Genomic DNA, 15,758 nt, shown 5'->3' on the forward strand with positions numbered 1-15,758 from the left:
TTCGGTTATGGCTTTGCCATACCATCTGAGATTTTAAAGATCCTTGATCCTCCAGATACAATAGTTAAACTACTAATTGTTGGATCGGTAACCAAGATATCATCCTTGATTGCTGATCTAAAAACAAATGCGGTTTTTCTTTTCGATTTAATTTGGCTTAATTTCTTCATATCCGAAAATTAGCCACTCTAAAAAATTTTAGACAATTTATTACATGAATGGTTCCCTGACTTACATCAAACAGCTTCTTACTTCAAATAAGCGTCCTCAAATTAACTACAAGGTCCATTTAATTGCCTGGAGTATTTTTATCTTTTATGAATCATTTGCCGTTTGGCTGGCCACTGGAATAAAAGGACATGTACTTAGTTACGCGCTCCATTATGCCCTTAACATTGGGATTTTCTACATCCATGCCTTATTCATTTTACCTCTCGCGTTTAGAAAACCGAAGCAATTCATATGGAGAGCCCCAGTTTTAACAACCATAGAGATCTTACTTTATATATTCGCAAGCTACCAAATTGACTATTTCTTAGCACATTTCACAACCGCAATCGAAATAGAAGACCTAAAAATCAACAACTGGTTCGTCTTTGGCAGCCTTTGGAGAGGTATTTACTTTATCGGATTTGCCTCTGGTTATTATTTCCTGAACAATTACTTAAAGGAACGAACTGCAAAAACTCAACTTGAAAAGCAAGCCATGGAACAAGTTTTAAAAGAGAAAGAAACTGCCATAGAGCTCTCTAATGCAAAAAATGCTTATTTACAGGCCCAGATCAACCCTCATTTCCTATTCAATACCTTAAATTTTATTTATAGTCAGACGCATAAAACTCAACCGGCAGCAGCAAAAGCGATTATATTACTGACTAATATTATGCGCTACGCCATTCAAACCGACCAGGGTATCGCAATGATCCCTTTAGAAAAAGAGCTCGAGCAGGTAAGGCACCTGATTGATTTATGGCAAATCCGAAAAAAACAAGTACTAAACATCAAATTAGAATATGACGAGAGTTGCGAAACAGTGCTATTCATTCCTTTGGTGCTATTAACCTTAACAGAAAACATATATAAGCATGGGGACCTCACTGAACCTTTAGCCCCAGCCCAGATTACAATTAGTTTCCAAAAAGACACATTGATAATTAATACCCATAACTTCATCAATACCGGACTGAAGCCACCAGGATTTAACTCTGGCCTGGAAAATATACGGTTGCGATTACTGCATACTTATGGAGAGCGGGCTGAATTGAAATATGGAAATGAACCAGACAATTATTTTAAAGTGACGGTCACGGTATTTACAATGAAGTGAAATTTGCGATAAATTCACATTATTCTGTACACTATTAAATAATTTTTTTAAAGAGGTGGCTTGGTCAAGAAATCCATATCTAAAATTTTTTCAAAAAAATCCAAGGTCGCTTAAAATCCCATATTAGTTTACCTGTGGGACGGATTTATTATGATAATATTCTTTACAACAGCCGAAATTGGTACTTGGTTCTAGTCCGAATCCCACTATTCTCCCAAATAATAGTTCTAAACTAATTTGATTTGAGCTATCATGTTGGCGCATTATTTGTTTAATGTTTGAAGTATTGAGTAGTTTATCAAAGATTTACAATAACAAGTATTATTAGATTAATAAATTTGAGTATGTTTGATATAAAGATTTTAAACTTTAAATGGACTTAACAGCTTTAGTTGAAATTAAAACAATTCATTTGACATTTGTGGGGAACTTCAATCCAGCAATTGTACAACCTTATTGGCTTGCCCAAAAAGGCCTTATTCGTGAATCAGAAGCACAAGATGTGAAAATCGAACTTATCCATAACGAATTCACTAGATTTAGTTTGGATTGGGTTACAATAGAGGTAAGACAAGACAGATTTGACCTACATTGTTCTCAAGAACCATATTTTGACATTGTAAAGGATTTATGTGTAGGAATATTTAACTCATTAAAAGAGACACCGATTAAAGCTTTAGGAATAAATCATATTTGGCATTGTGATCTCAAATCGGCCGAAAAGTATTATGAATTTGGAAATAAATTGACTCCTTTGTCAAACTTTAATTTCTTAAATGATGCTAGAATGATTTTATTGGAAATCATTGAAGCTAAAAGATCCGACAATAAACCCGGTTCTTATAGAATTAGAATTGAACCTACAGATAAAACCTCGTCTATTTATGGAGTTGCAATAAATATTAATGATCATTTTGGTTTAGAAGTCAATCAATCTGGACAAGACAGAGAGATTTTAGCAATACTTAAAGAAAATTTTTCATATTCAGGTAATAGAATGAAAGAAGTAGTTACGAAACTATTAGTAAATCTTGATATTTAACATGAACCAACCAACAGTTGTAACATCAAATTCGATACAAAATCGACGAGTGACAGAGAGTGGAAAGCCAGTTGATATAAACAAAACATTCTCTTATTACATTCATGAATTAAAGAAAGAGGACCATGAATATGCACCAACAAATATTGACGCTAAAGAGGAGCAAAGTAAAAACGTATTTGTATCTCAAGATCGACTTGAGGCTCTGGGTGATATTTCTTTTAAGGAACATTACAGCTATTATACATTAACACAAAGATGGCTTGGGACTATCATTGAACTAAATGAAAATGGCTTTATAGCTAAACTTGAAGACCTAAACTCAGGTGGAACATTTGAGTATGCAGATTTTTTTAATACAGAAGTATCAAAAGATGATAAGCCCTTGGTCAAATATGGAGGAGTATTCTATTGGAGCTTAGGCTATGCAAACGACAAAGGGTCTGTTAAGAAGGAATCAATAATTAGATTTCAAAGACTTCCGGAATGGTCCATAGAAGAAATTGATAGTGCCATTGATAAGTCTAGGTTACAAAATAAGTCCATTAAATGGTTATAACAGATTTTGATTTACCTAGTGACAATATTGGTGAGATAACATTAATTGGAACAGCCGGTGGTTATGGGGAAAGTATTGTTATCCACTTAGGAAACCAAAACTGGGCTGTTGTTGATTCATGCAAAGATCCCCTAAATGGACAATGTTTACCATTAGAGTATCTAAAGTCAATTGGTGTAAATGTCAAAGAGCAAGTTAAACTTTTAGTTTGTACACATTGGCATAACGATCACATTAAAGGTCTATCAACCCTTTTTGGAATCTGTGAAAGTGCAAGATTATGCTTTGCACCCTGCTCTGATACTGAAAAATTCCTTTTATTTGTTAACCTCGAACAATTAAAGGCTACAAGTAATCAATCTACAACGGAGTTTGCCAAATGTCTAGAAATTAATGAACTAAGAGGAAGCCCAATCATGCGGGCTGGTCCTGACAGAAATTTATTAACTTTAAATAATGGTAATTCAGAGTCTAAAATATATTCTCTTTCACCCTCAGATGCAACATTGACAGCATATGATTATGAAATATCAACACTAATAAATTCAATTGGTCCATTAGGAAAAATAATCGCGGAAGGCCCAAATGCTAAGTCAGTTGCGTTATCAGTTAATTTAGGAAAGCATAGTGCAATTCTTGGAGCAGACCTTGAAATTTCAGGAAATAAATATGAGGGATGGACAAATATACTTGACAATTCAACTGTCATAAATAAAAAACGTCAAACTTCCTTATTAAAAATTTCTCATCACGGTTCATCAAATGGCTACGATGCAAGAATATGGAATGAACTCTTAAAAGAAAATGCAGTTGGCAAGCTAACTCCATACAACAAAAGTAAATTACCAAGAGCCGAGATGGTGAAGGTCTATACTGACCATACTCAAAACTTGTATTCGACCTCAAATAATGATTCCGATTCTAAAACAAAAAAAAGAGATAGAAGTATAGAAAAAGCAATAAAAGAATATCGTCCTAGCTTAACAGAACTTAGATATACTAAAGGAATATTAAGGTCTAGAATTGAAATAGACAATGAAGATGCTGAATGGAAAACAGACACTTACGGCCCTGCATTCCATATTAATGCATCATAACCGATTAATTACACTTCACAGCATTCTCAGGAGTTTAAGAAATATTTCAGAATAAGCGAAATCCAAATTACTTTTATTAACCCCAATAAAATCACCTGATTTTCCACCAAGGTGTTTTTTATCGCTTATCTAAAGATAAATTTAGAAACCAAAAGCATCTCCTTCACCGTTTTTTAGCGCCCTCATTATTTGCTCCTCTTCATCAATTCCGAAATCATCTCCGACAAATGGTCGAAAAAGGCGCTCTTCCAGGAATTTATTTACCCTGATTTCAAGCGTGTCAATGTTAGTAGTTATCTTAAGTATCCCCGCTTCCAGAATTTTAGTATCAGATATTCCAATTAAATCAAATATTAATGTTCCAACCTCATGTGTTAGCTCTAAATAAGCATTTGTCATTTCATCTGGTTCCCAGTCTTCATTTATTCGACAGTCTTTATTGAAGTGCATAAAAACTATTCTCTTCTGCTTGTCCAATTGAATTTGCAAAAGGAAGTCACTCAAAAGAGTTGGATTACTTTCAGAACTAAGTAATTTTAATTTTTCAGACAATTTGAAAAATCTGATTCGCAAAGAATCCAATTTATTAAACAGCACATTTTCTAGCTGATTGTCGCTAATTAGAGATAAAAACTCATAATTCTCTCCCAAGTTAGAGACAGCAGAATTTGTAAATATACACTCTGAGCTTTTTGTGTTCTGAAATAGACAATTATAAATGTGTGATTTTGTAAAGTTAACCCTAACAAAGCTTGCCAAATTGAAACAAACCGATTGTAGCTTGTGATTACTAAAATCTACATTTGTCAAACTTGCGTTCTCGAAAGATTTTATCCTTAATTGACAATTTTTAAATACAACTTGAAATAGAATAGAATTGACAAACTTTGCACTGATAAAATTTCCGTCGGTAAACACACAATTAACAAACCTAGAATTGCTCAAATTGGAAAACATAAATCTACAATTTCTAAATTCTGTATTTTCAAATGTGCATTCCTTAAATTCCTCTTTGCCAAAATTAATTTTATTAAATCCGCAATTGATGAATTTTGATTTGGAAATCTGTTCAAAATCAAAAGTCGAATCAAAGGTTGAATTTTCAAAAATACAATCTTCATAAGCTGTGATGATAGTATTTCCTTGAAAATCCTTATAGATTTCTCCTTTCATGATGTTATTGTAAAATAAAAATTTACCCTAAAATTACCAAAATAAAATTGCTATTCAATATACATATAACCAGAATGCCACGGATCATCTTTAAAAATAGCCCCCCTCACTCCTCAACAAGTTAATAAATAAACCACCTCTTAAACTAATGGCAAAGATAAGTTTCATTCCTCTCGGACAAGGAAAAGTGGTTAAAACGAATGATAAGTTTATCCGATCTACCTTTTTAACTGTTAAGTTGTTCGGCTCAGATTACTATCTCATTTTAATACCCCAGTTAAGTATTGTCCATCTATTCTCTTTGAAGTTTAGCATGAATTCTGGGAATAGTACATGAAGATTAAAGTCATTTAATTACATATCCCTATACTATAATACTCATTTTCCCTCGGCGGATAAATGAGGTAACTTTGGTGACGTGAATCGAACACTGGATATATAAAAACCAAGCAATTCCTACAGTAACAAAGAAATATGTCGAAAAAATATTTTAAAATAATTTTTTGAATTTAAGTTGACGAATCAGTATCGTATACAATTACTGTTTTTTGGGAAGAAGCTATAGTCGATTAAACCGGAAAGGATATTGGTAATAAAATTTCCAAAAGAACGATCTCTTGAATGTTCCATCAGGCATATTCCTTCAACTCATCATTGATGGTTTCAATAACAGATCTTTTTATGAGCATAACCATCAGACAGGTCTTCATATTGTTTCTAATGTTGGTAATCAGTGGCAGTCCCTTCACAAAACAGGATTTTGGTCAATTCTTTAGAACGGCAACCTTTATCTTTATACAGCTTTCCTTTTATATAATAAATCAATAACTTTTGAACAATTAAACACGCCCACATTACCTTGAGTAATCACGAGGTTGAGAATTCCCCCCTTATCATTTACGATTAAATGAGGCTTTAGTCCATAGAAATGGTCCATCATTTTTTTTCTCAAATTATTAATCGAGCTCAGTTATCACTTTAGATCAATCCCTCATCTGCAAAAGAATAATAACCATCATCAGGAGTTATAATAATATGATCTAGGATGGGCATATCCATAAATTTTCCAATCTGAATTAACCGATTTGTGATCTGAATATCAGCTGTACTTGGTTTTAAATTCCCTGAAGGATGGTTATGAAACAAAATAATAGAGCTTGCCACCGCCTTCAAAGCCGCACAAAAAACTAGCTTTGCATCTACAAAAACCCCTGACATCCCTCCTGTCCCAACATGATAAACTCCTAACAGGCGGTTATTCCGGTTTAATAAAAAAATCTTAAATTCTTCTTGAAAAGCAATCGTATTAACATTCCAATGGACTTTCATGATTTCATACCCTTGTTTAGAACAACTGATCTGAGGTCTTTCACTCGCCTTGAATTTTGGCTGGTAACTGATTTTGATTTCGGAAATGTTTAGTAAGTCATTTTGAATTTGCAGGGTTTCCATAATTTCTAATTGTTAATAAAAAAAATAATTATGGTGCCCAATTCGTTTGGTGTAGGCATCAAGGGCAAAGTGGAGATCCAAAAAATGTGGAGGCTCCCAAGGGGATACCCATTTTTTGGATACAACTTTGGCGAAGCAACCTCAGATGACTACCGTCAGGCGACCTTCGTGCCGTTAATTGATTTTTTAACCAATAGAAATTATGAGGTTGCACAAAGGGGTTCGTTATTTCACAAAAACATATACCTATCCTAGATCATTCTTTGGCTTTTTCAAAAAACCTGCTAGAGATAGCGAACCTTTGTATTTACAATGAATATCAAAAACTGAATCTACCAACAAAGCCAGTTCATAATTTATAACGAAACAGATTGCTCCTGCTCTCCCAGAGTATCACCTCCAGGCTCCAACCCCATCAACTGCTCAGCAACTAGCTCCTCAATATCTCTTTTGATCTTTTCATAATTCTCTTTGATATCCAAAGCGCTAACCATTTCTACAATCGGAATTGGGCGATATAATGCCTCCTCGCCAGCAATCCCACTATGATCATTCTGAATTTCCGCATGAAACATCTTCAACTTAATCTTCTGATCTGGATTATCAGCCACCATTCCCACAAACTCACCTGATGAAAGAGATGAGATCTTCGCTGCCGGTACCGCAAAATCCAATTGCTTAGACCTGGAGATCGAAACATCCGCACTGTTGATACTACTACTCTCCCTGTCCTGCATGATCTTCCCAAAGGATTCGCTCAGTTGTTTCGCCGTATCACCAGTCACTTGACCGCTAATAATATTACCTACAATCCCCACAATCACATCTGCCTGCTCAGCACCATAATCCTTCCGCAACTGACTAAAATCTTGCACCGCCAAAGTGGTCGCCACTTGATTACTTCTAGCAGTAGCAATCAAACTATCCATGCTGTTGAAATAAATTGTCGGAAACTCATCAAACACCAAACTACTTTTAAGGTGCCCTTTTCGATTTACTAGTTTAATCATTCTGGAAACATACAGCGAAAGCACTGCACCATATACCTGCAGCTTTTGCGGATTATTACCCATACAAATCACCTTAGGCTCATCCGGATTATTTACATCCAAAGTAAAATCGTTCCCGCTAAGGACATAATACAATTGGGGTGAACACAATCTGGCAAGACCAATCTTAGCTGAAGCAATTTGCCCCTCCAGTTGCGCCATCGCCTTATTCTGCCACGCAGAAATAAAAGGATTCACCAGTACTTTGATTTCCTCCTGCTGCTGCAACACCGCAAAAAGCCGGTCATAATCCACTTGCATCAGCTCAATCACATGAGGTAAGGTACAATACTTCCCATTTTCATATTTACGCAAATACCAAATGATTGCCGTTAAAAAATTGATCGGACTCTCGACAAAAAAATCACCCTGTTTTTTAATCCATTCCCGGTTTAGCCCCATCATAATGGTCCTACTCGCCTCAGTTGCATCCGTAATATCTTGCATCGCCTCAGGATCTAAGGGATTGCAACGATGACTACGGTTCAAATCATCAAAATTAATCACATAAAATTTGGGTTTTATTTTATAATGATGCTGATACTTTAATAGCTTGTTGTAAGCAATCTTGGAGAGATCATCAAACTTGAAATCGTATATAAACATAGAAAAAGCCTTTTTCAAATGCTGATCGATAACGTGACGGATTACAAAGTAAGACTTACCCGCACCAGGACTACCCGATACCAGCAGTCCCCTAAAAGGATTGATCACATTAATCCAGCTGTCTCTGATTTTAGTTCTCAACCGGTATTTTGCTGGAAGGTTAACTGAATACTCATTTTCCAAAAGCCGTTCCTCCTGCGGAAAGGTTTCATTCTCCAGGTTGAAAATATCTGGCCGCAACTTATCCTTAATGACCCTACTGAGTTTGGCTCCACCAGCAAGGATCAGCAAATAACCACCAGTGGTTAAACTAATATATGCCACTGTGACCAGCTCTGCGCCAATATTTAAATAAAAGCAAAGTGTACTGCTAAAATAAAGAACTCCACCTACCAATAAATTAACCACAATCGCAGCTATCTGGATCTTCTCTTGCTTTTTCCCTTTGATCCCGAACAAAGAAACCACAAGTAATAGTAAACTGACCAGTTTTGCCTTTAATAGACTACTAAATAAACCGGTTTTAGCGATAGCGGAAATGATGCGATCACTGATCTCCGCCGTCCACCCCCAATGTCGGAATACTAAATAACAGCAAAGGTAAAAATGAATGGACAAAACCAACAGACTGATTAGCCTAGTAAAATCAATGACCTTTCGTAGTGACTGCAAATCCTCTCCTGTATTCATGTCTTGAAATTTAAACTATTATTATAAACCCTGCCCATGCTCCGGCTGCTCTCCTTTTCTCCGTTTTCTTTTTTTCTTTCCCAGTTTCATTGAAATCGGATCGTATTCTGTTTTAGCTAGCAGCATATCCAAAAAACTGTTCTGTTTAGGTATTGACTCGAAAGATTTGACTAGTTGAATTCTATCCCGAACATACTCTTTCGGCCGATCCGCAGCTCTTAATCTACCCTCCATCGCTAGTCTAACCTCCAGACTCCCGTTCTTTTGGGCATTTGCATATTCAAAAGTATCGGCTAGGCCACGTTTAAAATCAAAAGCCTGATCAAACACCCTTTCTCCAGAATTCTTAAACGCAGAACGATCGAACTCCCCAACCTTTTTAGAATGCTCTAAATTCCTTCCCCTGGATTTATTCATCGGACTGAGTTTAATTTTATTGCTGATATCTTTGCGGCTGACTATAATCTGCAGGTGCAATTGCTCCCCTGGTTTTACTTCACCTACTTTCTTTAAGCATTGAATGATCTCAGCATCCTTAAAGCCATAATAACGGTAGTGCTCCAATTTCCCATACCAAAGCAAATCCCGATGGCTTTCAATTCCAGGTCGCTTAAAATTCCGGGCGTATTCATCCATCACCTTAATTGCATATGCCTTTAACTTCCGTTCTAGCTGCTGTTCAGGATATAAAGTTTTCAAATGGGCAATCTCTTTTTGACTAGGACTAATGTTGATCAAAAAGAACTTAGCATCATCCCTACATAACTTAGCAATATTGCCATCCAGATTCATTTTCACCTCATAAGATGGTACGTCTGCCCTACTGCCATTAAACCAGAACTCAAGCTTCGAATCCTCATTCACCCTATTCTCCTTATCCAAGTAATGTACTAGCTGTGCGCTACTCCCTTTATTGTTCCCTTTTTCACTATCTGTGATATTGATGTGCATGGGTTTAGAGTTTAGTAATGAGTTTTTGGGTATCCAGGATCAATTCTTCCTTTTCTTTTGCCGAAGTGGTAAAGCCGAAACTATCTCTGGCCTTAATATAACTGTTCAAAATATAGAGGAATTTCATTTTTAGATCGCTTCGGCCTTGCTGCTCTTCCCTTAAATTCTTCATCAGCACAGCTGTTTCGGTTAAATGCTTTATGATCTCTTGCTGATTGCCTAATAGTTCTTTATTCACTTTTAAAACCTGCTCGTTGAAGTATTTAACAATCTGCTCTTGACTGTTAATCATCCGGCTCACATCCTGTCTGATGGGAATCAGCAAGAGCTTTTCCTGAGCTTTAATGAAACTGGTATAGGTATCATGATTTCTGGAGAGCGCTTTCTTCAATAGCTCATCGCTGGTATCTGCGGGATCTTTACCAGAACGGAGGAAGTAATCCACCATCTGGTTAAACAACTGGAGCTTATTCCTGCCTAATTTCAAACAGAGCTTTTCAATTTTCTCATCAGTGCCTACTGTAAAACGTATCGACTTCAACTTTTCTTCTTTCATGACTTTTTAGAACTGGGCATACCTTAGGGTATACCATCTTCGTGGATAAATACTATTTAAAAGAACCAAAGTATACCCGGAGTATACTTAACACCCCATTTGCAAAGCAATAGGAGGTAAAAGTGAGGCTGTGCCCAACTTCCGCTTGCTCCTTTTCCAGAAGAGGAAAAGGACTTGACCTTCATGGAGTTTACCCCTCATAACCTACCTCATTATTATTTAACAAAGTGATTTGGCTGGCCAAGTGCGGATGGTATGATGGCTGATATTCAATGTAATCCTCATTCACCAGGTCTTTCATGCACCTGTGATAAGTAGCAAATGACTGGATAGCCGAATGTTTCATCAGTTCCCGTCTTGATACCCGGAATGGATTTTGGCATAATCCGTTGGTATAGCACATAAGTATGGCGGAATAAAGGCTAAAGTGTGATTGATGGAAGCGCTTGATTTTACTTGCTAGTTGTAAAAAACTGGTGAGTTTTTTTCCTGTATCCATCATGAGTTCCCAATTTCGCCCAACAATTGAACAATATCCGTATAGGCATAATAGAATATACCGCCTACCTTTTCATACCGTAATAATCCTTTAATACGTAAGTTTTGAAGTGTTCCATATGAAATCTTTAACAGCTTTCTGACTTCTGAACTTCTAAGCCATTCTTTGGGTTGTAAATCATCTGATTTGATGGCTTGTTTAATTTCCTGAATAAGTTCTGTCTTGAACTTATTCAGCTCTTCCTTGCTGAGAATCTCGATTTGCATGTTGCCTCCGTTTTAAGTTTACAAGGCAAATTTGTGTTGGGAAACGGTGTAAACAATGACCATCCGATCGGGCTGGTCATAAGCAGTAGATGAACTACTTGCTATTTTTTGGCATGTTTTACAAGTAGGATCTTGAAAAGTTGATGTTCTGGTTGAATAGCGGTACCTTTTATTGCCACATCGCCCTTTTTGTCCACAAAATAGTTGCGAGCCGTTTCGATCGGAATGTCCTTTCCGCCATGCGAGAAATACTTGGAGATCATCTTTGCATACGGGATCTTATGGTCGCTCTTAAGGAGTTTTCTGCCTGATGGCAGCTGTACTTCGCGGAGCTGTTGAATAATATCGATTAATGTTGGCAGGTGGCCATCATCGATCATTATTTTCAGTGCAACTTCATAGTCGGTTAGCTCCCTAAGTTTCAAGCTAAGTTTTTCGATTTCAGTTCTCTGGTTCTGGATGAGTTCATCTTTCTCTGCGAGAACGATGTATGAAGGTCTGGCGTTCCATTCATCGATGCTCTTCAGGTAATCCTGGAACTGTTGGAGTTTTTCAATGCTGTTCCTATGGATGTCATGACTGCCAGAAAACGGATCCTGCGCCTCGTAATGTTTAATCCTTGTCTGAACGATCTGCGATACGTGGCGAAAGAAATCCTTTTCACTCGCAAGATTATTTTCTAGGGCATAATCCAGATGGTGATTATAGTAATCGCAAAACTTCTCTTCCTCCATTCTGTAGATCATCAACAGGAAGTGGTTGTCATCATGACTGTGCCATAAGCCCATAAATGTTCCGAGATCATATGGGTGTTGATAAAATGAAAAGGGTTTGCGGGGTTTGAAAAGGCCTATTTTCATAATCATCGGAAATCATGAACTCAATTTAATCATTTTTCATGTAAAACTGAGAGTTTAAATCCATATAAGCAATTATAACACGTTCTATTATCGATGTGCCTAAATTATAATCTTTTTAAGGAATCAAACATTATAATAATTAAGATATATCTTCAAAAGTCAATACGCAGTAATGTTGGGAATTACACCTCTTTTTTATAAATTTGACTATGAAGTTAGAGGAATTTAAAAAAGGACTGTTTAATCAAAAACAAAATAAACGAGTGCTTATCGGAAACCTAAAATTGTCCGAAAATATAAATGACCTCCGAAAGGTTTTTAAACATTATCACACAAATCCTCTATTTAAGACATTAATAGGAAAATCAGACAAACCTATGTCGATTAACGATCTTGTGGAGGTCAGGACTATAGGTTATACAAAAGAGTTATTTCAGGAGTTGAACTGGACTATTGTAAATTGCGAGCAACATAGTAATCACATAAATAGTTTTTTGATTAAAAAGCACTCATATGAAACAAAATTTTTATTAGGTGAATATGATACAGCTGGTGCTCTTTTGAAAGAAATTAAACAAGAGCATGGCATATCAATTTGGCTTCTTGAAAATGAACTATTGTTGAAAGAATTTAAGGATGGTGTAAAAGAAAATTGGTCTCTATTAAGTGAGCTATCGAAAACGATCTCGAACCCTTATGTTCTATTTTTCCTTGAAAAACTTAGTAAGCGTGCCGAGAAGAATATCAGCTATTTTCGATATAAAAATCTTTTCAGTAACCTCGCTAATGAGCTAGGTGTTGCTAGTGTTTTCAACGAGTACCTTTGTTTTAGGTTTAGTTATTCTTCGTTTGTTGGGTATGCTAATTTTGATTATTATTTATGGTTGGAGAACCAATTTCCAATAATAGATAGGTACCTATCAATGATCGACATTTTGAGTGAATTAGCTACTAACCATAAATTTGGAGAAACCGAAGAGTTCAAATCCAGAATTTTTAACTTAAATCAAAATTTCCAAGACGCAAGATTAAAACAATTGCAGAATTGGATTGATAAAACACTTACATATATTTTACCTGAAAGTAATATTGCTCTGTCAATTTTCGATCTTTTTGGATATCAAAAATATGAGGAGTGCATAGATCTAATTTCTGATTATATTGAGGAAAATCCTATGTGCATTGAACTTTATGAAATATATGTAAAGTCATTAATAGAGCTTCGCAAAGAATTTATACCTATAAATAGCGGTAGGGTTTTGATCAACCAAATATTAGAAAGTCTATATAATATCTATTCTAGGAGTGAAACAAATGAAGAATCTGTAGAAAACCTACTCAAGGTAATTCAATCATTCAGCTCAACATCATGGGCCAAAGTTTTATTGGGGCAAGTTGCCAATAAAATCAATTTTAGCGCTACTGTTGGCAACTATTTACATTATTCATTTATAAATTCCAAAATCAATAATCCACGAACAATAGTTGCATTCAAAAACAATCATACTGCCTATTATGGCGCCTTTAAAGCCATTTATCCTCAGAGTATTTCTGTAAAAATACAAGGCTATGTCTGTTCTATTGAATCCGAATTGGCTGAATTGGTTGTTACTAAAAAAGACATCTATGAAGGTAGAAGATTATTAAAAAGCAATAATTTTGATAAGGCTGTTACTCATTATGAAAAGATACTATATGAGCAAAGTCTAACCATTCCCTATTATGAGGAAGTAATCCAAAATCTTTACAGATGTTACATTTCGACCTCTAAACTAAGTCATGCGATCAAATTATACTGCCATAATTTTCTTGAAAATAAATATCTAATAAGTAGTCTAGAAGCCAACGACCTTATTCATGCAATTGATCAAATTGATATTATGTTGGTTAGTGAGAATATAGAACTACCAATGTTCTTCAACATTGTAGGATCAGATTTTTACTCTCAATATGTTGCCTATGATTCATTTTTAAGCAGTATTGGGGTCGATCGAGCGACTGATATCGCGGATTTTACAATATATGACCAGAAGGCTGTAATATATTTTCTTAAGAATGTTTGTAAGAGCGATGTCATGCATTATTCTTTATCCTTTGAATCGTCCGACGATATTGAGAATGAAAGGATTGCCATTTGTAGGTTATTGACTGAACTTGATGCAGGAAACGATTTAGAATATTTTGAAGAAATAGCTGACATCACCCAAAAATCTTCCATTAGGAACGCCATACGAGAGGTGAACAAGGGTAAGATAACAATAAATATCAATCAACTAAAAAGTGCAGAAGCCCTAAATATTAAAGAGAGTTTCAGCAGATTTAGAGAGTTAGCTTCCTTTACTAGAAATAAAGATCTAGTAGCAATAGACTCCACTTCTGAAATATTAAAAAGCTATTTATCCAATTTTGAAAATGAAAATGAGCTTTTTGATAAGGTAGTCTTTACGAATGATCCTGCATTCATCACATTTAAATTAATGTTTTTAGAAATCCGGGACAAGTTTATTCTGAGCAAAGAATACGGATTAGATGGATACTTGAGTACAAGGATAAGACATGGCACACTAAAAAATCACTTGAGAAGCCTTTTTGAATCGCTTAATTTAATTACTCAAAAAACTAACGAAGACACCTACATAGAAAACATTTATTGGGAAAATAAACTTCAGAATGAAGGATTAAATCAGTTTCTTCAAGAGTCATTAAAAACATTTTCAAGAGAGATTGACAATTTGGCGGACTATATCATAAAAGAACTTATTCAGGTAAAAACGGAGAAATACTTAGAAAAAAAATCTGCTCTTTTTGATTACTCATTTACTCAAGAAGCTCTGGGTTCTATTTTCAAGCACGTGAGAGATGCCAATTTTAAAGACTACAATGAGTTTCTTGACCTTATCACAAATATCCTTATAGGACGGACAGAAGATAATCTAACAATTGTAAGAGATGTTCTCACAAATCAAGTGCAAGAAAAATTTCACTTAATAATAACGCAACTGCAAAACTCAATCAAACTCTATGAGATTGACAAACATTTACCAGAACTATCATCTTCTATCCTAAAGTCCAACACAGATATTCAACAGGAACTAGAAAATATTGCCGCATGGTTTAATCTGACTGAACAAAGTTCAAATCTCATTTTGAACAATGAAACTATTATAAAAACAGCGATTGAGATTACGAACAGCATTTATCCTAATAATAAAATTCACCCTACAATCAATGATGAAACCGACCTGTACTTATCAGGGCCGTATTGTTCGCAACTAATTTATATTAACCGAATTCTGTTAGACAATATTATTACTCACTCAGGATTAACCACAGATTCACTTAATGTTATAATATCTGCAAATCTGGACCAGACCAAGGAAACAAAAGAAATTTATTCAACCGTTTTGAATTTAAGTTATTTAAATAACATTGGTCCTAACATCAATAAAGAACTACTTAAGCAAAAACTTGATCTCCTAGAGGATAAATTTAACGATCCAGAATCAATAGCGTCCTAAACGCAAAAAAGGGAAAGAGGAAGTTTTAACACAAAGTTACCTTTGTGGTGCACAAAAACAATCCCCTTTCTCGATGATAAACATAACATTATTTTCACAAATTATATCAAAAT

15 protein-coding genes are annotated in these 15,758 nt (G+C 35.3%); 5 read left to right on the forward strand and 10 right to left on the reverse strand.

Translation table 11 applies throughout. The features are described 5' to 3' along the window. Nucleotides 1-5: 5 nt before the first annotated feature. Nucleotides 6-170, reverse strand: coding sequence for a hypothetical protein (locus H9X96_RS12950; RefSeq protein ID WP_187666676.1), 165 nt, complete (start codon nt 168-170; stop codon nt 6-8). Nucleotides 171-214: 44 nt separating this feature from the next. On the opposite strand from H9X96_RS12950, the gene H9X96_RS12955 reads away from it, so the two are divergent. The 4 genes from H9X96_RS12955 to H9X96_RS12970 all read left to right on the forward strand — a co-directional run bounded on the left by H9X96_RS12955 (nt 215) and on the right by H9X96_RS12970 (nt 4,025). Then, nucleotides 215-1,327: a sensor histidine kinase gene (locus H9X96_RS12955; RefSeq protein WP_187666677.1), complete on the forward strand. Its 1,113-nt coding sequence runs from the start codon at nt 215-217 to the stop codon at nt 1,325-1,327. A gap of 373 nt (nt 1,328-1,700) precedes the next feature. Further along, entirely contained in the window at nt 1,701-2,369 is a 669-nt protein-coding gene (locus tag H9X96_RS12960) for a hypothetical protein (protein ID WP_187666678.1), read from the forward strand. Between the two features lies 1 nt (nt 2,370). Then, complete coding sequence (locus H9X96_RS12965) at nt 2,371-2,928, forward strand: hypothetical protein (RefSeq protein ID WP_187666679.1); 558 nt, start codon at nt 2,371-2,373, stop codon at nt 2,926-2,928. Continuing rightward, nucleotides 2,919-4,025 (forward strand): hypothetical protein, encoded by a 1,107-nt coding sequence (locus H9X96_RS12970; protein WP_187666680.1) that lies wholly within the window; start codon nt 2,919-2,921, stop codon nt 4,023-4,025. Before H9X96_RS12965 ends, H9X96_RS12970 begins: the two co-directional genes overlap by 10 nt. A 141-nt stretch (nt 4,026-4,166) precedes the next feature. Here H9X96_RS12970 and H9X96_RS12975 read toward each other — a convergent pair whose 3' ends face one another. The 9 genes from H9X96_RS12975 to H9X96_RS13015 all read right to left on the reverse strand — a co-directional run bounded on the left by H9X96_RS12975 (nt 4,167) and on the right by H9X96_RS13015 (nt 12,055). Further along, entirely contained in the window at nt 4,167-5,198 is a 1,032-nt protein-coding gene (locus H9X96_RS12975; protein WP_187666681.1) for a pentapeptide repeat-containing protein, read from the reverse strand. A 629-nt stretch (nt 5,199-5,827) separates the two neighbouring features. Beyond that, complete coding sequence (locus H9X96_RS23095) at nt 5,828-5,947, reverse strand: transposase (RefSeq protein WP_187666682.1); 120 nt, start codon at nt 5,945-5,947, stop codon at nt 5,828-5,830. Between the two features lie 44 nt (nt 5,948-5,991). Further along, nucleotides 5,992-6,150, reverse strand: coding sequence for a transposase (locus H9X96_RS23100; RefSeq protein ID WP_370576735.1), 159 nt, complete (start codon nt 6,148-6,150; stop codon nt 5,992-5,994). Between the two features lie 26 nt (nt 6,151-6,176). Then, complete coding sequence (locus H9X96_RS12990) at nt 6,177-6,650, reverse strand: RadC family protein (RefSeq protein ID WP_187666684.1); 474 nt, start codon at nt 6,648-6,650, stop codon at nt 6,177-6,179. Nucleotides 6,651-7,006: 356 nt separating this feature from the next. Continuing rightward, complete coding sequence (gene mobC / locus H9X96_RS12995) at nt 7,007-8,995, reverse strand: conjugal transfer protein MobC (RefSeq protein ID WP_187666685.1); 1,989 nt, start codon at nt 8,993-8,995, stop codon at nt 7,007-7,009. 21 nt (nt 8,996-9,016) lie between these two features. After that, complete coding sequence (locus H9X96_RS13000; protein WP_187666686.1) at nt 9,017-9,946, reverse strand: DUF5712 family protein; 930 nt, start codon at nt 9,944-9,946, stop codon at nt 9,017-9,019. 4 nt (nt 9,947-9,950) lie between these two features. Further along, nucleotides 9,951-10,502, reverse strand: a complete 552-nt coding sequence (locus H9X96_RS13005; RefSeq protein ID WP_187666687.1) for a BfmA/BtgA family mobilization protein — start codon at nt 10,500-10,502, stop codon at nt 9,951-9,953. A 498-nt stretch (nt 10,503-11,000) separates the two neighbouring features. After that, nucleotides 11,001-11,267: a helix-turn-helix domain-containing protein gene (locus H9X96_RS13010; RefSeq protein ID WP_187666688.1), complete on the reverse strand. Its 267-nt coding sequence runs from the start codon at nt 11,265-11,267 to the stop codon at nt 11,001-11,003. A 101-nt stretch (nt 11,268-11,368) separates the two neighbouring features. Then, the gene (locus H9X96_RS13015; RefSeq protein WP_187666689.1) at nt 11,369-12,055 is read right to left on the reverse strand and encodes a hypothetical protein; all 687 of its coding nucleotides are present in this window, start codon (nt 12,053-12,055) and stop codon (nt 11,369-11,371) included. A gap of 281 nt (nt 12,056-12,336) precedes the next feature. On the opposite strand from H9X96_RS13015, the gene H9X96_RS13020 reads away from it, so the two are divergent. Beyond that, nucleotides 12,337-15,645 carry a hypothetical protein gene (locus H9X96_RS13020; protein ID WP_187666690.1) on the forward strand — a complete coding sequence of 1,103 codons (3,309 nt, stop codon included), beginning with the start codon at nt 12,337-12,339 and terminating at the stop codon, nt 15,643-15,645. Nucleotides 15,646-15,758: the final 113 nt, after the last annotated feature.

Origin of the sequence: Pedobacter sp. N36a (assembly GCF_014472395.1) — a bacterium.
Classification (GTDB): Bacteria; Bacteroidota; Bacteroidia; order Sphingobacteriales; family Sphingobacteriaceae; genus Pedobacter.